The following is an 18,919-nucleotide window of genomic DNA, read 5'->3' on the forward strand; positions in this document are numbered from 1 at the left end:
CTCGCGCGACCTCAACGCCGCCGAACGCTTCTACACGGACGGCCTCGGCCTGGACGTCCTGTGGCGCACCACCGAGCGCGTCCCGGACGAACACGGGGCAACGATCACCGATCCGGACGGCTACCGCCTGGTGCTCTGCTCCCGCACCTGGGCCTGAACCTCTGCGCGGGCACTGCAACAGCCCGATCACTGGTCCTGTGGCCGACCTGGCACCGGACCACCACTCGCCGGCCCACGAGCCGGAGAACCAAGAAGGAACGGAACATGATTCGCAAGGCATCGTCGGCGCTGGTTGCGCTGCTGGCCATGATCGGCTTCAACTCTCTCGCCGCGAGTCCGGCCCAGGCAGTCGGAAACTCCGTGCTCTGGAACCAGACCGACAAGTGCGCCACTCCCGAAGGCAACAGCACGGACAACGGCACCGTGATCACCGTATGGTCCTGCACCGGCAGCGATCTGCAGAAGTGGCATTGGGACGGCATGCTCCTAGTCCACGATGCGAGCGGAAAGTGCATGACGCCCCGCGGTAATGCCTCGGACACCAACGGCGCCGTTCTCACCCTGTGGACCTGCGACCCTTACTCGATCCCCAGCCCGCAGAGGTTCGAATACGAGGGGGAGCACATCTGGACCCTGCACGGGTCGAAGTGCATCACCAGTGAGGGCAATTCGCTGGAAAACGGCACCTGGCTCACCCTGTGGACCTGCGGTTCCCCCAAAAACTACCCCCAGTCGTGGCAGGTCGTTGGGTGACCCCGTAGTCGTTCCCCCAAAGCAACGTCTCGGCTCGACTCTCAGCCTTCGGCGCCGGCCTCGGTGCCGGGCGAGGTGACCGAGCGTCCTGCTGCCTACAGACGGGCCCAACTGCCGGAACCCGAGCGCCCCCGCCTTCTGGCACGAAATCTGGCACAGCGGGGATGAATTGGTCTGGACAACACGAAAGCCGCAGGTCGCTGACCTGCGGCTTTACTGCTGGAGCGGGCGACGAGAATCGAACTCGCGCTCTAAGCTTGGGAAGCTCATGTTCTACCATTAAACTACGCCCGCCTGACGAGCCGTCAGTGACCGCTCGATCGCCTTCACTGTACCGCATGCGTGACGCCGCTTGCACGGGTGGCCCGGGGACGTGGCGGAGCGGGGTGGGGCGGGGGTGTTGGGCGTACTGTTTGGGCCGCGTGAGAGTGCTCCGGCGGGTGGGGTCGGGGCGGCGAGCCATGGTGTGGAATGTCCGGAACATCCCCTAATGTGACGCTGTCCCGGGGCCCGGTCCCCGGGGCGCGACGAGTACGGGTGAGTACTGGGTTAGGGATGGGAAGGGGATCGATGGAGCAGCGCACCGTCGTTCGTTGTGCCGAGGGGCACCTGTTCAGCACCACCATGTTCCCGATGCAGAACCTCGGACCCGGCCGGCTGGGGCCCGGACGGCTGATCCGCTGTCCGCAGTGCGGACGGCTGAGGAGTTCGGTGTTGGCCGACGTGCGGGAGCTGTCCGCTCCGCAACTGGCCCGGGCGATGCGGCTGGAGGCCGTCGAGTTCCTGGCCTGACGGCCGGCGCGAGGACGGAAGGGGCCCCGGGCGGATTCGTCCGGGGCCCCGTCGTGCACGTAACCTCGAAGCGTGCTGCTCTCTGACAAGGACATCCGGACCGAAATCGACCTGGGCCGGGTGGTCATCGACCCCTTCGACCCGTCGATGATCCAGCCCTCCAGTATCGACGTGCGACTCGACCGCTTCTTCCGCGTGTTCGAGAACCACAAGTACCCGCACATCGACCCCTCCGAGGAGCAGCCGGACCTCACCCGGCTGGTCGAGCCCGACGGCGACGAGGCGTTCATCCTGCACCCCGGCGAGTTCGTGCTGGCCTCGACGTACGAGGTCATCTCCCTGCCCGAGGACGTCGCCTCCCGGCTGGAGGGAAAGTCGAGCCTCGGCCGCCTGGGCCTGCTGACGCACTCCACGGCCGGCTTCATCGACCCCGGCTTCAGCGGCCACGTCACGCTGGAGCTGTCGAACGTCGCGACGCTGCCGATCAAGCTGTACCCCGGCATGAAGATCGGGCAGCTCTGCCTGTTCCGGCTCTCCTCGCCGTCGGAGCACCCGTACGGCTCGGAGCGCTACGGCTCGCGCTACCAGGGCCAGCGCGGCCCGACGCCCTCGCGCTCCTACCTGAACTTCCACCGCACCCGGGTCTGACCCCGAGCAGAGTGCACGCACGGCGGGCGGCCATCCTCGGCACGAGGGTGGCCGCCCGCGGCGTTCCCGGCCGTCCTCAGGCCCGCTTCGGGCGGGTGACGGCGACCAGCTCGGTGCCGTCCTCGGAGAGCCGCAGCTCGGTGCGGAGCTCGGCCAGCTCGCCGAGGTGGTGCAGGTGGGTGCCGCCGCAGAAGATCTGCGCGCCGCCCTCGGGCAGCTCGCAGTGCCACTGGCGGCGGGCGGTCAGCTCGGGGCCCGGCACCTCGATGCGGACGGCGGCGTCGGCGGCGACCCAGGCGGCCAGCTGCGCGTTGACGGCCTCGGTGACGGCGGGCAGGGCCTCGGCGAGGGCCGGGAGGTCGTCGGTGGCGTCGACCGTGAAGCCCTTCTTCTTGAGCGACTTGCCGATCCGGTAGGTGTCGGTGCTGGCCTCGGTGTCCATCACCGAGGTGGCCATCGCGAGGCTGTCGAAGTCCGGGTGGCCGAGGGCGTCGGCGCGGCCCGGGTCCTTGCGCCAGCGCGGGGCGAGCGCGGCGTTGAGGGCGAGGGCGAGCAGGTGGCAGCCGCTGTGCGATGCGCTGAGGGCGGCCCGGCGCTCGGCGTCGACGGCGAGCCGGGCGCCGCGGCCGACGACGTCGCCCGGGTCGGCGGCGAGGACGTGCAGGACGAGCCAGGACCACTCCTCGTCGCCGCGCCGCACCGGGATGTCGGCGCCGACCAGCGGCGCGCCGCCGTCCGGGCCGACCGCGCCGGTCAGGCAGTCGACGACGGCCAGCTCGGCGCCGTCCACGGTGAGCGTGCCGAGGTCGGCGGGCTGGTCGGGCCAGGTGTGGTCGAGCGGGTGGAACGGGGTCGCCGCGGTGACGACGGCGTACCGGCCGTCGGCCAGCGGGTGCACCGCGAGCACCGGGGACTCGCCGGTCACCGCCCCGGCCGGGAAGCTGACGTGGGTGGTGGGGAGGGTCATGCCTGGCTCCGGTGGGTGGTCGCGGCCAAAGAAAGGACGGGCCCCGGTTCGCGGAGCCCGTCCACCATTCTGCCGCCCGAGGGTCCTCCGTCCGGCGGTCAGCCCAGGGTCGGGAGCTTGATCAGCACCAGCAGCGCGAGCAGCTGGACGGCCGCGGCGCCCGCCGCCTTGCCCCAGGGCAGGTCGTGCACCCGGCGGACCATCGTGGTCAGCAGGAACGCGCAGAAGGCCCAGGTGGCCCAGCCGACGACCTGCACGACCGCGCTGCCGGAGGGCAGCACCAGGGCGAGCAGCAGCCGGGGCACGTCGGTCAGCCAGCCGATCAGCGCGGCCAGGCCGACCGTCGACTTCCAGGGGCCGTCCCCGCCGAGCTGGCGGGCCAGCGCGTAGGTGACCGCGCCGAAGATCGCGCCGGTGACGGTGAAGCCGAGCGCGGCGGCGGCCATGCCGGTCAGCGCGACGGTGAAGGTCGAGTTGACGATGTCGTTGTGGGTCAGGCCGATGCCGAGCACCGCGAGCGCGCCGTAGAGGAGCGAGACGGTGAGGGCGGGCAGCCAGACCTGGTGGTCGCGGGTGCGGTCGAAGGTCGCGGCCGGGGCGCGGACGATGCCGATGAGCAGCTCGCGCCAGTGCGGGCGCGGACCGGAGACGTGCGGCGAAGACTGGCCGCCGGCCCGGTAGACGGCGACGTTGTCCTGCCCGTACGGCTGCTGCCCGTCCCCCTGGGGGTACCCGCCACCCGGCCCGTAGCCCTGGTCGTACCCCTGGTCCCCGTACCCCTGACCTTCGTACCCCTGGCCCTCGTACCCCTGGCCGTAGTAGCCGCCCTGCCCTTGGTACCCCTGTCCCTGGTACCCCTGCGTCGGGTAGTCCTGGTACGGGGGCTGCCCCCCGTACGGGTCGCCGCCGGTCGGGAAGGCCCGGGTGTTCCCGGGCCGGTCGGCGGCGTACGGGTCGTGCGGAGCGACCCCCTGGTGCGGGGCCGTGAAGAACTCCGGCCCGTCCGTCTGCCCGTGCCCCCCGGGCGCCCCCGCCGGCGGCGGAGGGGCCGACCACCCGCCGTGGGGGTCGGCGCCCTGACCGCTGTCGTATCGATTACCAGCCACGTTCCGAAGGTACCCGTCCGGCCCAGTCCGCGTACGTCCCGGACGGAGCCGGGGCCGGTTTGCAGCGAGCCTGAGACGAACGGGGCCGGAAGCGGGCGTCAGCGCTGCGCGGTGACGGTCGGCCCGTGGACGGCCGCCGCGGCGGAGGCACCGGCCGGGCAGCCGCCCGGGCCGGCCGAGGTGCGGACGGCGCCGACCGGCAGCAGCGTGCCGCAGGCGATCCGGATGCCGTTCGGCAGCTCGTTGTCGGACTCGACGATCGCGCCGTCGCCGATCACCGCGCCGTCCAGGGCCGAGCGGTCGCCGACGGTCGCGAAGGCGCCGACGATGGAGTCCTTGACCAGGGTGTCCGGGCCGATCACCGCGCCCGGCAGGATGACGCTGCCCTCGACGATCGCGCCGGCCTCGACCACCGCGCCCTCGGAGACGACGGTGCCGCCGCTGAGCACCGCGCCGGGGTGGACGGTCGCGCCGGGCAGCAGCAGGGCGTCACCGGTCGGACCGGGGACGGCCGGGGAGTCGACCTTGCCGAGGACCAGGTCGGCCGAGCCGCGGACGAACGCGCCCGGGGTGCCGAGGTCCAGCCAGTACGAGGTGTCGACGACGCCGCGCAGCAGCGCACCGGTGGCCAGCAGCTCGGGGAAGGTCTCGCGCTCGACGGACACCTCCCGGCCGGCCGGGATGCGGTCGATCACGGACCGGGTGAAGACGTAGCAGCCGGCGTTGATCTGGTCGGTGACGATCTGCTCGGGCGTCTCCGGCTTCTCCAGGAACTCCAGCACCCGCCCGTCCGCGTCGGTCGGCACGAGGCCGAAGGCGCGCGGGTCCTCCACCCGGGTGAGGTGCAGGGTGACGTCGGCCCCGGCGGCCACGTGGCCGTCGCGCAGGGCGGCGATGTCGACGCCGGACAGGATGTCGCCGTTGAAGACGAGCACCGGCTCGTCCGGACCGCAGGTGAGCCCGGAGGCGGCGTTGCGGATGGCGCCGCCGGTGCCGAGCGGCTCGCGCTCGGTCAGGTAGACCAGCTCGATGCCGTACGGGGTGCCGTCCTGGAAGTGGTCCTCGAAGACCTCGGCGAGGTAGGAGGTGGCGAGCACCACGCGGGTGACTCCGGCGGCCGCGGCGCGGGCCAGCTGGTGCGCGATGAAGGGGACGCCCGCCACCGGCAGCATGGGCTTGGGGGTGTGGGTGGTCAGCGGACGCAGTCGCGTGCCCTTACCACCGACCAGCATGATCGCCTCGGTCATGGTCTGCGCTGTTCCCCTTGTGGTCTCTGCGGCCCGGCCCGGCGGGCCGCACCTCTTTCGTTCGTATGGACCCGTCCGTCCGTCGGCGGTCCGGCTCGTGCGCGAACCGCGGTCGAACCGCGGTCGAACCGCCCGGAACGGGTCGACCGGCCCGCGGGCCGGTCTGGCCTACTGTATTTCCTTCCAACCGAATGCCCGTCCGGCGGCTGTGCGATTGGCGTCACGCGCCCGCCGCCCGGGCTCGGGGACAGCACCGCCGAGGCCCCAAAAGCCCGGCCCGGCGGGCCGCTCTCGCGGCGACCACCGGGCCGGGCAGTTGTAGCAGAACTGTCGAACAGCGGAACCGCGGAGGACGGCGGAGCCGTCGCCCCGGACCGCTACGCGTCCACCGTGGCGGGCTCCTCGGCCGGCGGGGTCGCCTTGACCGAGTCGAGCAGCAGCTGGGCCACGTCGACCACCTTCAGGTGTTCCTTGGCCGCGCCCTCGTTCTTCTTGCCGTTGACCGAGTCGGAGAGCATCACCAGGCAGAACGGGCAGGCGGTGGAGACGATGTCCGGGTTGAGCGACAGCGCCTCGTCCACGCGCTCGGTGTTGATCCGCTTGCCGATGCGCTCCTCCATCCACATGCGCGCACCGCCGGCGCCGCAGCAGAAGCCGCGCTCCTTGTGCCGGTGCATCTCCTGCTGGCGCAGACCCGGGACCTTGTCCATGATCTCGCGCGGCGGGCTGTAGACCTTGTTGTGGCGGCCCAGGTAGCAGGGGTCGTGGTAGGTGATCAGGCCCTCGACCGGGTTGACCGGGACGAGCTTGCCCTCGTCGATCAGGTGCTGCAGCAGCTGGGTGTGGTGGATGACCTCGAAGTGGCCGCCCAGCTGCGGGTACTCGTTGGCGATGGTGTTGAAGCAGTGCGGGCAGGTGGCGACGATCCGCTTGACCGGCGCGTCCTCCAGGGCCGCGTTCAGCGTCTCGACGTTCTGCGCGCCGAGCATCTGGAAGAGGAACTCGTTGCCCAGGCGGCGGGCGGAGTCACCGGTGCAGGACTCCTCCTTGCCGAGGATCGCGAACTTCACGCCCGCGGTGTGCAGCAGCTCGGCGAAGGCCTTGGTGGTCTTCTTGGCGCGGTCCTCCAGGGCGCCGGCGCAGCCGACCCAGTAGAGGTACTCGACCTCGGCGGGGTCGATGTCCTCGCCGATCACCGGCACCTCGATGCCGGTCTCCTTCTTGAGCTCCTTGACCCAGTCGAGGCGGGCCTTGGTGGCCATGCCCCACGGGTTGCCCTTGTTCTCCAGGTTCTTGAGCATCGTCCCGGCCTCGGTCGGGAACGAGGACTCGATCATCACCTGGTAGCGGCGCATGTCGACGATGTGGTCGATGTGCTCGATGTCCACCGGGCACTGCTCGACGCAGGCGCCGCAGGTGGTGCAGGACCACAGCACGTCCGGGTCGATGACGCCGTTCTCCTCGGCGGTGCCGATCAGCGGGCGCTCGGCCTCGGCGAGGGCGCCCGCCGGGACGTCCTTGAGCTGCTCGGCGGTCGCCTTCTCGGTGCCCTCCATGTCCTTGCCGCCACCGGCGAGCAGGTACGGGGCCTTGCCGTAGGCGTGCTCGCGCAGGCTCATGATGAGCAGCTTCGGCGACAGCGGCTTGCCGGTGTTCCAGGCCGGGCACTGCGACTGGCAGCGGCCGCACTCGGTGCAGGTGGAGAAGTCGAGGATGCCCTTCCAGGAGAAGTGCTCGACCTGGGAGACGCCGAAGACGGCGTCGTCGGCCGGGTCCTCGAAGTCGATCGGCTGCCCGCCGGAGGTCATCGGACGCAGGGCGCCGAGCGCGGTGCCGCCGTCCTCGTCGCGCTTGAAGTAGATGTTGAAGAAGCCGAGGAAGCGGTGCCAGGCCACGCCCATCGAGGGGTTGAGGCCGATGGTGATCGCCCAGGCGAAGGAGATGCAGATCTTCAGCGTCGCGAAGATCCAGATCAGGTTCTCCAGCGTGCCGTGCGACAGGCCGCTCAGCGCGGAGGTGATCGGGTACGAGACGAGGTGCGCCGGTCCGTACGAGTCGACGCCGTTGAGGGCGCCCTCCAGGGCGCGCAGCATCAGGATGCACAGGCCGATGCCGAGGATCGTGTACTCGACGTAGAAGGCCTGCCAGGCGATCGAGCCGGCGAAGCGGGACTTGCGGCCGGAACGCGACGGCAGGCTCATCAGCCGGATCACGATCAGGGTCAGGATGCCCAGGGTGGTGAGGGTGCCGACGAGCTCGACGAAGAGCTGCCAGAGCACCCAGTGCCCGATGACCGGCAGCTCGAACTCGGCGTCGAAGAGCTGGCCCATCGCGTTGACGATGGTCAGGACGAGGCTGAAGAAGCCGACCGCGACGAACCAGTGCGCGATGCCGACGATGCCCCAGCGGTTCATCCTGGTGTGGCCGATGAACTCGACCGCGACGGTCTTCACGCGCCGGGCGGGCTTGCCGAAGCGGGTGGTGTCCGGCGCACCGGTGAGCACCACCTTGAAGATGTGCCACGCCGCACGAAGGGCGAGCGCGGTGCCGATCACGAACGTGACCAGCGAGATGACGATCGCTGCTAGCTGCATCGGCTCCGTCTCCTGCGGCTTGCGGTTGAGCAGTCCGGTTCTACGTCTTCTACGTCTTTACCAAGGAAGTGTACTCGTCGGTAACTTGCCGGGCCGACGGCCCGGACATTACCGCTCGCTAACAGTTCTCCAGAAGGTTCTCAAGGTATGGCGGCAGTCACGTAACTCCACTCCCGCCACCCACCGGAAGGGTCCGCCGCTCCGCCCGGGACGAGCGGCATCCCCGCCCGAGATGAGTGGCATCAGCAAAGTTGAGCGCTCAGGACTCATAGCTGTTGACGCGGTCCGGCGGGTCGTGCATCCTTGAGCCTGTAAAGCTCAACTCTTCCGTGGAGGTATCTACGATGGCACGCGCGGTCGGCATCGACCTCGGCACGACGAACTCGGTCGTCAGCGTTCTCGAGGGTGGCGAGCCCACCGTCATCACGAACGCCGAGGGCGCCCGGACCACGCCGTCCGTCGTCGCCTTCGCGAAGAACGGCGAGGTCCTGGTCGGCGAGGTGGCCAAGCGCCAGGCGGTCACCAACGTCGACCGCACCATCCGCTCGGTCAAGCGCCACATGGGCACCGGGTGGAAGATCAACCTGGACGGCAAGGACTTCAACCCCCAGCAGATCAGCGCCTTCATCCTGCAGAAGCTGAAGCGGGACGCGGAGGCCTACCTGGGCGAGACCGTCACCGACGCCGTCATCACCGTCCCGGCGTACTTCTCGGACTCCGAGCGCCAGGCCACCAAGGAGGCCGGTGAGATCGCGGGCCTCAACGTCCTGCGCATCGTCAACGAGCCGACCGCGGCCGCCCTCGCCTACGGCCTGGACAAGGACGACCAGACCATCCTGGTCTTCGACCTCGGCGGCGGCACCTTCGACGTCTCCCTGCTGGAGATCGGCGACGGGGTCGTCGAGGTGAAGGCCACCAACGGTGACAACCACCTCGGCGGCGACGACTGGGACCAGAAGGTCGTCGACCACCTGGTCAAGACCTTCCAGTCCGGCCACGGCGTCGACCTGTCCAAGGACAAGATGGCCCTGCAGCGTCTGCGCGAGGCCGCCGAGAAGGCCAAGATCGAGCTGTCCTCGTCCTCCGAGACCTCGATCAACCTGCCCTACATCACGGCCTCCGCCGAGGGCCCGCTGCACCTGGACGAGAAGCTCACCCGCGCCCAGTTCCAGCAGCTCACCGCCGACCTGCTCGAGCGCTGCAAGATCCCGTTCCACAACGTGATCAAGGACGCCGGCATCTCGCTCGCCGAGATCGACCACGTCGTCCTCGTCGGCGGCTCGACCCGCATGCCGGCCGTCGCCGAGCTCGTCAAGGAGCTGACCGGCGGCAAGGACGCCAACAAGGGCGTCAACCCGGACGAGGTCGTCGCCATCGGCGCCTCGCTCCAGGCCGGTGTCCTCAAGGGCGAGGTCAAGGACGTCCTGCTGCTCGACGTCACCCCGCTGTCCCTCGGCATCGAGACCAAGGGCGGCATCATGACCAAGCTGATCGAGCGCAACACCACGATCCCGACCAAGCGCTCCGAGATCTTCACCACGGCCGAGGACAACCAGCCGTCCGTGCAGATCCAGGTCTACCAGGGCGAGCGCGAGATCGCCGCGTACAACAAGAAGCTCGGCATGTTCGAGCTGACCGGCCTGCCGCCGGCGCCGCGCGGCCTGCCGCAGATCGAGGTCACCTTCGACATCGACGCCAACGGCATCATGCACGTCGCCGCCAAGGACCTCGGCACCGGCAAGGAGCAGAAGATGACCGTCACCGGCGGCTCCTCGCTGCCGAAGGACGAGGTCGACCGCATGCGCCGCGAGGCCGAGCAGTACGCCGAGGACGACCACAAGCGCCGCGAGGCCGTCGAGACCCGCAACTCCGCCGAGCAGCTCGTCTACTCGACCGAGAAGTTCATCGCGGACAACACCGACAAGCTCCCGGCCGACGTCAAGACCGAGGTCGAGTCCGCCATCGGCGAGCTCAAGGAGGCCCTGAAGGGCGAGGACATCGCTAAGATCCGCGAGGCCTCGGAGAAGGTCTCCACCACCGCGCAGAAGCTCGGCCAGGCCCTCTACGCCAACGCCGACGCCGCCGGTGCCGCCCCCGCCGGCGACTCCGCCGCCCACGGCAAGGACGACGACGTCGTCGACGCCGAGATCGTGGACGACGAGAAGCACGACAAGCCCAAGGGCGGCGCGGCATGACGGACAAGACGCAGGGCGGCAAGCCCGGCGACGACTCCGCCGCCGAAGAGGCCGTGATCAAGGCCGCCGAGGAGGCCGCCGCGGCCGGCTCCGGCGACGCGTCGGACGAGCTGGCCGCCGCCAAGCGCGAGGCCACCGAGCGCACCGCCGATCTCCAGCGCCTGCAGGCCGAGTACCAGAACTACCGCAAGCGGGTCGAGCGCGACCGGCTGACGGTGCGCGAGATCGCGGTCTCCAACATCCTGGAGTCCCTGATCCCGGTCCTGGACGACATCGGCCGCGCCCGCGAGCACGGCGAGGTCACCGGCGGCTTCAAGTCCGTCGCCGAGTCGCTGGAGACGGTCGTCGCCAAGCTGGGCCTGCAGCAGTTCGGCAAGGAGGGCGAGCCCTTCGACCCGACCATGCACGAGGCGCTGATGCACAGCTACTCCTCGGACGTCACCGAGGACACCTGCGTGCAGATCCTCCAGCCCGGCTACCGGATCGGCGAGCGGATCATCCGCCCGGCGATGGTCGCGGTCGCGGAGCCCCAGCCGGGCACCCAGACCACGTCCGGGCCGGACGCCGACACCGCCAAGTCCGAGAAGTCGGACAAGGCCGACGGCGGCAAGGACAGCTGACGACCTGTGCCGGGCGCATGCCCGTCACAACAGATGAACCAGTGCGCTGCGGAGTCGTACGCCGGCCAGTACGGCGGCCGGCTCCGCAGCGCACTGTCGGCAACAGGCCTTCGCGGCCAGGCTGTTGACAATGCAGTGACGATGGACATCGGGAGGTGGCGGGAGCCGTGAGCGAGCGCAGCGAGCGAACCGTTAAAAGGTGCGTGTGCCGCGGCGCGGCTGCCGAGCGGAGCGAGGTGGACGCATGAGTGGCAAGGACTTTGTCGAGAAGGACTATTACAAGGTCCTCGGCGTGCCCAAGGACGCCACCGCCACCGAGATCAAGAAGACCTACCGGAAGCTGGCGCGCGAGTTCCACCCGGACGCCAACAAGGGCGACGCCAAGGCCGAGGAGCGCTTCAAGGACATCTCCGAGGCGTACGACGTCCTGTCCGACGAGAAGCGCCGCAAGGAGTACGACGAGGCCCGCAGCCTCTTCGCCAACGGCGGCTTCCGCGCCGGCGGGCCCGGCACCGGCAGCTACAGCTTCGACTTCGGCGACCTCTTCAGCGGCAGCCAGGGCGGCGGTGGCGGCATCGGCGACGTCTTCGGCGGCCTCTTCAACCGCGGCGGCCGGCAGGCCCAGCCCCGGCGCGGCGCCGACGTCGAAACCGAGGTCACCCTCTCCTTCGAGGAGGCCGTCGACGGCGCGACCGTCCCGCTGCGGATGACCAGCCAGGCCCCCTGCCGCGTGTGCAACGGCACCGGCGCCAAGTCCGGTACCACCCCGCGGGTCTGCCCCACCTGCGTCGGCGCCGGCACCGTCAGCCGCGGCCAGGGCGCGTTCGCGCTCTCCGAGCCCTGCAAGGACTGCAAGGGCCGCGGCATGATCGTCGACGACCCCTGCACCGACTGCCACGGCAGCGGCCGGGCCAGCTCCGCCCGCACCATGCAGGTCCGCATCCCGGCCGGCGTCCAGGACGCCCAGCGCATCCGGCTCAAGGGCAAGGGCGCCCAGGGCGAACGCGGCGGCCAGCCCGGCGACCTCTACGTCACCGTGCACGTCGACGCGCACCCCGTCTTCGGCCGCAAGGGCGACAACCTCACCGTCACCGTCCCGGTCACCTTCCCCGAGGCGGCGCTCGGCGGCACCATCGAGGTGCCCACGCTCGGCGGCCCCGCCGTCAAGCTCAAGCTGCCCCCGGGCAGCGCCAACGGCCTCACCATGCGCGCCCGCGGCAAGGGCGCCACCCGCAAGGACGGCACCCGCGGCGACCTCCTCGTCACCGTCGAGGTCGTGGTGCCGCAGCACGTCACCGGCGACGCGCTGTCCGCGCTGGAGCAGTACCGCGAGGCCACCGCCTCCGACGACCCGCGAGCCGCCCTGTTCCGGGCGGCGAAGGGAGCGTGACGACCAGATGTCCCCGATGAACCCTGACGACCCCATCGGCGTCGGCCTCGGCCAAGGCCTGCCCGGCGACGGCTCGCGCCGCCGACGGGCGGCCGCCACGCCGCAGTACGTACTCACCGAGGAAACCCCGGTGTACGTGATCTCGGTGGCCGCCGAACTCTCCGGCCTGCACCCGCAGACCCTGCGCCAGTACGACCGCCTCGGCCTGGTCTGCCCCGACCGCACCGCCGGCCGCGGCCGCCGCTACTCGGCCCGCGACATCCAGCAACTGCGCGAGGTCCAGCGGCTCTCCCAGGACGAGGGCATCAACCTGGCGGGCATCAAGCGGATCATCGAGCTGGAGAACCAGGTCACCGCCCTCCAGTCACGCATCGCCGAACTCGCCGACTCCCTGGAGGGCGCCGCCACCGCCCTCCAGCAGCGCGAAGCCGCCGTCCACGCCTCCTACCGCCGCGACCTCGTCCCGTACCAGCCCCCGACCCCGCAGTCGAGCGCCCTGGTCGTCTGGCGCCCGAAGCGCTGACTTGGCTGAACACCAGCCCGGCCGCCGGCTCCCTCCTGTTCGGGGGGTGCCGGCGGCTCGGCTTTGGTGAGAGGGTTCCACTCGGTCACCTCGGTCGCCTCGCCTTGGTCAATTGGAGCTGGAGCGCGCCGGTCCCGAGCCCGCAATGCGGTCTAAGATCGGCCAGCAAGGTGTCGGTACACCCTGAGGCCGGATCGTCAATCGAGAAGGAGCCGTGAATGATCGGGAGGGACGAAGCAAATTCGGCCACCGGCACGACGGGCACCCTGTCTCCCGGCGCGCATGAGCTCTACCTGACAATTATTCGCGAACACGGGCGGATTGCCCGCAAAGAGGTCGACTCCGATGAGCAGGGCAATCTGGCCGAGCTCCTGCAGATAGGGCTGCTCGTTCCCGACGCGGACGATCCACAGGTCCTGGTGGCCGTCGACCCGAAACAGCTTGCTTCCGGACTCAGCGTCATATGGCAGCGCCAGGCGCTCGAACTCCTCTCTCGCGCGGTATCCATACCCAGCGACCTGCAGAGCCTCGCGGATGCATTCCACAAGCCCGAATCAGCGGGCGGCGTGATCGAATACGTTCGCGGCAAGGCCGTCATCAACCAGCGCATCAACAACGCAGTCGCTTCTGCACAAGAAGAGGTACTCGCCGCCCAGCCCGGCGGTCCGCGCCCTCCGGACGTACTCTCCGGCACTCTTGCTGAAGACCTGGAGGACCTCAAGAGAGGTATCTCAACGCGAACGATCTACCATCCGAGCACCCGCTACCATCCCCCGACCAGGGACTACGTGGGAACACTCACCGAGGCCGGCGGAAAGTTCCGGACCCTCGACGAGCCCTACACCCGGCTGATCATCATCGACCGAATCCTTGCCGTCATTCCAGTGGCCGAGGATCTGAATCTCGCCGCCTTCATCTACGACCCCGCCGTCATACACTTCCTCACTCATGAGGTGTTCGAGCGGAACTGGAACAGAGGGCTTGACTTCAACGGCAGCCGGACCGTCCCCCAGCAGGTGGTCTCCAGCCTGCGGCAGACCATAATCGACCTGATGCTGGAAGGCACGAACCACCGGGTCATAGCCCGCCGACTCGGCATCAGTGAGCGTACTCTGGCCCGCCATCTCGCCGAGATGCGCGAGGATTACAACGTGGATTCGCTCTTCCAGCTCGGGTACGCACTCGCGCGGTCGTCGAAGGAATCCGACAACGCGTCATAGCGCTCTCTTCCGCTCGCTCCGCGCAGCCGACGAATCAATATCGGCGTGGCGGTGGCTACGTCCAGGAGTGATCGTTATCCAGGGTGGTGCCGATCGCCAGGGACGCAATGTCCGTGTCTGTGCTAGAGACCGAATAGTTGACATGCACGGAACCGTCTGCACCATGGTCAGTACATGCCACGACAGCGCCCAGCATCGTGAGGACGCTGGCGGCTATCGCCACAAGGGCCGCCTTTGCGGCCTGACGCTTACGAGACACTCGCGTACACCCCATCCTCTAGCGACTTGCCGATGCTGAGTCACGCGCGGCAGTCCATCAAACGCTCAAATGCTGCCATACGGCGTTCGGGCTGTCACGGGCGTGTTCAGCTGGCCAGGGGTGTCATCTCTCTGCCATGCAGACGGATGACACCACGTATGAGTGGACTGCCACGCCTGCTCGGTGGACGATCAACTCACGCCCACCCGACTACGACGACCGGATCTTTCGATCGGGCCGCTGCAGCAGATTGGGCGTCGAAAAGCGATAAATCCGCCCAAATTCCGGCAGTCTTATCTCTACGACCAGCGTCGGCAGCGAGCAGCTCAGCCTCGGCGCACTTCCCCCGGAGTCGACATGACCGAGCCCTACCTGCGTCACCACGACAGCCAGGCCCCCGAGGGTCGGCGTGCACGTGTGTTTCTGGCCGCGCCGCTGATGCGGTTGACCGGGCCGGCGGACAGTGTGGTGACGCTCGCCAGCCGGACGCGGCTGACGACGCTTCGCACCACCCTGCTCCGCAGCGGCGCCGCCGTGTACAGCGCGCATCACAGCGACGCCTGGACCGTCGCCGGGCGGGCGCCGGAGCCGCGGGTTCCGTCGGACTTCCGGGCGCTGCAGTCGGCCGACCTGGTGTTCGCCTACGTCGGCGCTCCGCTGTCGGCCGGGGTGAGCCTGGAGCTGGGCTGGGCCTCCGCGCTGCGGAAGCCGATCGTCCTCCTCGTCGACGAGGCCATCACGCACAACCCGCTGATCGCCACCATCGAGCAGGTCGCCCCCGTCCTGCCGCTGGTCTTCGACGACACCTGGTCGCAGGAGGCGCTCAACCACACCGTGGAGACCGCGCTCGACTGGGCCGGCATGGCGCTGTCCCTGCGCGAGGGCTTCTGGACCGCCCCCGGCGAGCAGTTCAACGTCCCCCGCCAGCAGCCCCCCGTGGCCGGCCGCGCCGGCTACTGGCCGTCGGGCGCCGCCACCGGCTGAGCCGCGGTCAGCCACCGGACTCCCCCGTCCGGGATCCCCGCATCTGCCAGCCCAGCTGGAACAGCGTCTCCGCGTCGTACAGCTCACGCAGCCGGGCGATGTGACCGGCAACGGTCCGCTCGCTCAGCCCCATACGGCTCGCGATCGCCCGCTGCGTGAGCCCGTTCGCCAGCAGCCGACCCACCTGCTCGTGGACGGTGGAACCGGCGGAACCGGCAGCCAGCGCGGCCCAGTTCACGCCCTCGGCCTGCTGCCAGTGGAGTTCGAAGTCCCGCACCAGGAAGTCGACCACGGCCGGATCCTCGATAAAGGCCGCAGCGGTGTTGTCCGCGGCCGCGGGGATCACGGCGACGGCCCGGCCGAAGATCAACAGCCGGGTGAACGGCACGGGCAGGACGCGGATCAGCGCACCGAGCCGGGCCGACTCGGCGGCGAACTCCACCGTCGGGAGATCCAGCCGAGCAGAAGCCTCGTAGATCGTGCGCATGCTCCCGCCGTTCGCCAGGTGCCGACGGTTGGAGTCGAGTGCGTCCGCCAGGTACTCGGCCGGACGGGCCCCGCCCGGCTGCATGGCCAGCGCCTCGCCGGGATGGTCGTTCTGAACCTGGGCCACGCGGTGCCGGATCTGGTGCATGCCGTGGACGTACCGGACCCCGGGCGAACCCTCGTGGTCCAGGCGGGGTGCGGCGTCGTACGCCTGCGTCAGGTCGTCCAGCATCTTCGGGACGAGCGACGCCTGGGTGATCAGCCGGGCGCCCTCCTCTCGGAGCTCCGCGCCGATGCGTTCGCCGACCGACCGCGGGTTGACCGCGCTGTAGTTGCCGTCGGCGGCCCTGAGCACCAGGAGCCCCAGGTCGGTGAGCTGCTTCACCGACGCCTCGTCCTCCGGCCGGATGTCGGCGACCAACAGGCGTCCGCCCTCCCGCAGGATCGCGTGGTAGAGCGCGCGGGCGGACTCGTTCGGGAGGGCGTCGGACAGTGTCGGGTCAGCCATCGGCGTCGCCCCTCAATTGCCAGCCGAGCTGGAAGAGCGTCTGGGCGCCGTAGCGGTCGCGCAGGCGGGAGATGTGGGCGGCGACGGTGCGCTCGCTGAGGCCCAGGCGGGTGGCGACGGCGCGTTGGGTGAGGCCGCGGGCCAGGAGGCGGCCGATGCGAACGGTGTTGGCGTGTGGGGGGTTGAGGTCGTGGTCGGCGGGGGTGGCACGGACCCAGTCGCGTTCGAAGTGGGCGACGAGAAAGGCGACGGTGGCGGGCTCGGTGACGAAGGCGGCCCGGGTGCCGTCCTCGGTGGTGGGGACGACGGCGACGGAGTGGTCGAAGATCAGGACGCGCTGGCAGGGCTCGTCCAGGATCCGGACCTGGGCGCCCTGGGCGGCCCTGAGGGCGACCTGCCGCATGACGTCGGTGTCCGCGATGGCGACGGGCTGGTAGATGGTGCGCATCGCACAGCCGCGGCGCAGGAGGGCGAGGTCCTGGGCGAGGGTCATCCTCAGGCCCTCGACGGGACGTGGTCCGGGCTGGGCCGCCATGAACTCCACCGTGCAGTCGGAGAGGAGTTCGCTGATGCGCTGGCGGATGATGGCATTGCCCTCGACGTACGTGGCCTCGCCCGTCGGGGAGGCGATGCGCGGGGTCGCGTCGTAGGCGTGGGACAGCGGGGCGAGGGCGGCCGGTAGCCGCTCGGCGTGGACGAGCAACCGGGTTGCGCGGGTGCGCAGTTCGGCGCCGAGGCGGTCGCCGACGCAGCGCGGGTCGACGGCGGTGTAGCCGGTGGCGGTCGGGGTGAGCAGGCCGCGGGCGACGAGGTCGGCGAGGGTGGGGCGGTCGGTGGCGGCGAGGTCGTCGGGGCGCAGGTACCCGCCTTGGCGGATGGCGGTCAGGTAGAGCGCCCGCTCGGCGGCGGTCGGCTCATCGCTCGGCAGGAGCGTTCGCCCGTGCGCGTCCTTGGGAAGGTGCGCTCGCTTCACTCGCTCAGCGGTCATCGCGGGAGCCTCGCATCAGCCAGCCGAGCTGGAAGAGGGTCTGGGCGCCGTAGCGGTCCCGGAGGCGGGAGATGTGGGCGGCGACGGTGCGCTCGCTCAGGCCCAGGCGGGTGGCGACGGCGCGCTGGGTGAGGCCGCGGGCGAGGAGGCGGCCAACCCGGTCGGGGGTGCTGCGGGCGGGGCCGTGACCGAGGGCGGCGGCGGCTTCGGTGGTGTCGGCGCGGGCCCAGTCCCGTTCGAACGCGCCGACCAGGAAGGTGATGGCGGCGGGGTCGGTGATGAAGGCCGCGGTGCTGTTGTCCTCGCTCGCGGAGATCACGGCGACGGTGCGGTCGAAGACGATGAGCCGCTGGAAGGGCTCGTCGAGGATGCGGATCAGCGAGCCGTGCCGGGTGACCTCGTCGGCGTAGGCGAGGGCGGGCTGGTCGGCGAACGCGACCGGCTGGTAGATGGTGCGCAACGAGCAGCCGCGCTGCAGGAGTTGGACGTCCTGGAGCCGGGCGACCTGGAGCGTGTCGGCGGGCCGGTGGCCGGGCTGGGCGGTGAGGACCTCGGTGCGGCAGTCGGAGACGAGCTGCGAGATCCGCTGGCGGATGTGGACGTGGCCCTCGACGTAGACGGCGCCGCCGGCCCGGCCCTGCGGGCGGGGCATGGCGTCGTAGGCGCGGGTGAGGCCGTCCAGCGCGCCGGGCAGGCTCTCGGCGCGCACCAGCAGCCGGGTGGCCTCGCTGCGCAGGTCGGCGCCGAGGCGGTCGCTGACGGAGCGCGGGCTGACGGCGGTGTAGCAGGCGTCCATCGCGTTGGGCATCAGCAGGCCGATGTCGACGAGCTGTTGGAGGGCGGCGTGGTCGGTCTCGTGGACGCCGGTGAACGGGATCCGGCCGCCCTCGGCGAGGATCGAGAGGTAGAGCTGGCGGGCCGCCTCGTCGGGCTCACCGGCTCCCGCGAGGCCCCCGGTGCCGGTGAAGCCACCCGTGTTCGGGCCGTGGTCCGGTGCGACCGCTGGTTCCGCCGTCACGTCGAACTCTCCCTGCCGGACGCCTTTCGGATGTGCCCGCCCCCGTGTCCCGCGTCCCCGTCGTTTCCGGCCGCGAGGGCCCGGCGGTCACGGTACCGGGCGGCGGGCGGACCCTGGGCCCGGGTGCCGTCGCACACCGGACGCCCAGGGGCCGCCTTGCCACGCCATGCCAAGGCGCTTGCGGCGAGGCGGAGCAGCAACGCCTCGCCGACTCCGGTTCCGGGGGCCATCACCACACATGGCGTCCCGGCCGGCGCTCTTCCCCCCGTTATGCAGGCATGCGCTGTCCTGCATCCACATTTGAAGAGCGAGTCGCCACCATCGGGCCGCGGTTGCCCGGACGACTTGGCGTGACACCACCATCACAGCGTGACGCCCGGCGGACAAGTGTCACCCGAGTGCAGGTTCGCGCAATTGCAGCTTTCTGCACGACGGGCCGGTTGCGGCGGACGGAGCGGTGGGCCGGATTCCGGTGAACGCCAAGGCCAGTCGGGTGCGCGGAAGGGCTCTCGCACCGGCCTGATTGGCGGTGAACAGTCAGAAGTGGCGTGCGCGTTCCTGCACCCACACGGTTCCCGCAAACGGAGCGGTCGGCCTCGGCTTCCGAAACCGGAAGCCGAG

15 protein-coding genes, 1 tRNA gene and 1 pseudogene are annotated in these 18,919 nt (G+C 70.3%); 9 read left to right on the forward strand and 8 right to left on the reverse strand.

The features are described 5' to 3' along the window. Positions 1-264: 264 nt before the first annotated feature. Positions 265-753, forward strand: coding sequence for an RICIN domain-containing protein (locus AB0O00_RS12525; protein ID WP_363650934.1), 489 nt, complete (start codon positions 265-267; stop codon positions 751-753). 220 nt (positions 754-973) lie between these two features. On the opposite strand, the gene AB0O00_RS12530 is transcribed toward AB0O00_RS12525, so the two are convergent. Then, positions 974-1,047, reverse strand: a tRNA-Gly gene (locus AB0O00_RS12530). A gap of 261 nt (positions 1,048-1,308) precedes the next feature. On the opposite strand from AB0O00_RS12530, the gene AB0O00_RS12535 reads away from it, so the two are divergent. Together AB0O00_RS12535 and dcd are read left to right on the forward strand one after the other, a co-directional pair. Continuing rightward, on the forward strand, positions 1,309-1,545 hold the full coding sequence (locus AB0O00_RS12535) for a hypothetical protein (protein ID WP_363650936.1): 237 nt from the start codon (positions 1,309-1,311) through the stop codon (positions 1,543-1,545). A gap of 72 nt (positions 1,546-1,617) precedes the next feature. Beyond that, entirely contained in the window at positions 1,618-2,193 is a 576-nt protein-coding gene (gene dcd / locus AB0O00_RS12540; RefSeq protein ID WP_363650938.1) for a dCTP deaminase, read from the forward strand. Positions 2,194-2,269: 76 nt separating this feature from the next. On the opposite strand, the gene AB0O00_RS12545 is transcribed toward dcd, so the two are convergent. The 4 genes and pseudogenes from AB0O00_RS12545 to AB0O00_RS12560 form a co-directional block, all read right to left on the reverse strand. Further along, positions 2,270-3,160, reverse strand: a complete 891-nt coding sequence (locus AB0O00_RS12545) for a metal-dependent hydrolase (protein ID WP_363650940.1) — start codon at positions 3,158-3,160, stop codon at positions 2,270-2,272. A gap of 98 nt (positions 3,161-3,258) precedes the next feature. Beyond that, positions 3,259-4,266 carry a Yip1 family protein gene (locus AB0O00_RS12550; RefSeq protein ID WP_363650942.1) on the reverse strand — a complete coding sequence of 336 codons (1,008 nt, stop codon included), beginning with the start codon at positions 4,264-4,266 and terminating at the stop codon, positions 3,259-3,261. A 173-nt stretch (positions 4,267-4,439) separates the two neighbouring features. Beyond that, a pseudogene (locus AB0O00_RS12555) lies at positions 4,440-5,513 on the reverse strand (NDP-sugar synthase); the annotation flags it as partial. A gap of 377 nt (positions 5,514-5,890) precedes the next feature. Beyond that, positions 5,891-8,107 (reverse strand): (Fe-S)-binding protein, encoded by a 2,217-nt coding sequence (locus AB0O00_RS12560; protein ID WP_363650944.1) that lies wholly within the window; start codon positions 8,105-8,107, stop codon positions 5,891-5,893. 344 nt (positions 8,108-8,451) lie between these two features. Between AB0O00_RS12560 and dnaK the strand changes: the two genes are divergently transcribed. From dnaK to AB0O00_RS12590, 6 genes are all read left to right on the forward strand, one after another. Continuing rightward, a complete protein-coding gene (gene dnaK / locus AB0O00_RS12565; protein WP_363650946.1) occupies positions 8,452-10,302 on the forward strand; it encodes a molecular chaperone DnaK in 1,851 nt (616 codons plus the stop codon). Continuing rightward, positions 10,299-10,922, forward strand: coding sequence for a nucleotide exchange factor GrpE (grpE, locus tag AB0O00_RS12570; RefSeq protein WP_363650947.1), 624 nt, complete (start codon positions 10,299-10,301; stop codon positions 10,920-10,922). Before dnaK ends, grpE begins: the two co-directional genes overlap by 4 nt. Positions 10,923-11,166: 244 nt before the next feature. Beyond that, positions 11,167-12,312, forward strand: a complete 1,146-nt coding sequence (dnaJ, locus tag AB0O00_RS12575) for a molecular chaperone DnaJ (RefSeq protein ID WP_363650949.1) — start codon at positions 11,167-11,169, stop codon at positions 12,310-12,312. Positions 12,313-12,328: 16 nt separating this feature from the next. Beyond that, a complete protein-coding gene (locus tag AB0O00_RS12580) occupies positions 12,329-12,835 on the forward strand; it encodes a helix-turn-helix domain-containing protein (protein WP_363650950.1) in 507 nt (168 codons plus the stop codon). A gap of 218 nt (positions 12,836-13,053) precedes the next feature. Next, positions 13,054-14,055: a helix-turn-helix domain-containing protein gene (locus AB0O00_RS12585; protein WP_363650952.1), complete on the forward strand. Its 1,002-nt coding sequence runs from the start codon at positions 13,054-13,056 to the stop codon at positions 14,053-14,055. A 616-nt stretch (positions 14,056-14,671) separates the two neighbouring features. Further along, positions 14,672-15,298, forward strand: a complete 627-nt coding sequence (locus AB0O00_RS12590) for a hypothetical protein (RefSeq protein ID WP_359970402.1) — start codon at positions 14,672-14,674, stop codon at positions 15,296-15,298. A 7-nt stretch (positions 15,299-15,305) separates the two neighbouring features. On the opposite strand, the gene AB0O00_RS12595 is transcribed toward AB0O00_RS12590, so the two are convergent. Genes AB0O00_RS12595 through AB0O00_RS12605 form a run of 3 tightly spaced genes read right to left on the reverse strand, consistent with a single transcriptional unit; the run spans position 15,306 to position 18,298 of the window. Beyond that, positions 15,306-16,292 (reverse strand): LuxR C-terminal-related transcriptional regulator, encoded by a 987-nt coding sequence (locus AB0O00_RS12595; protein WP_363650954.1) that lies wholly within the window; start codon positions 16,290-16,292, stop codon positions 15,306-15,308. After that, positions 16,285-17,280: a LuxR C-terminal-related transcriptional regulator gene (locus AB0O00_RS12600; protein ID WP_363650955.1), complete on the reverse strand. Its 996-nt coding sequence runs from the start codon at positions 17,278-17,280 to the stop codon at positions 16,285-16,287. The genes AB0O00_RS12595 and AB0O00_RS12600 overlap by 8 nt, the downstream gene beginning before the upstream one ends. Beyond that, positions 17,270-18,298: a LuxR C-terminal-related transcriptional regulator gene (locus AB0O00_RS12605; protein WP_363650956.1), complete on the reverse strand. Its 1,029-nt coding sequence runs from the start codon at positions 18,296-18,298 to the stop codon at positions 17,270-17,272. The genes AB0O00_RS12600 and AB0O00_RS12605 overlap by 11 nt, the downstream gene beginning before the upstream one ends. Positions 18,299-18,919: the final 621 nt, after the last annotated feature.

It is taken from the genome of Kitasatospora sp. NPDC093558, assembly GCF_040683475.1.
GTDB lineage: Bacteria > Actinomycetota > Actinomycetes > Streptomycetales > Streptomycetaceae > Kitasatospora.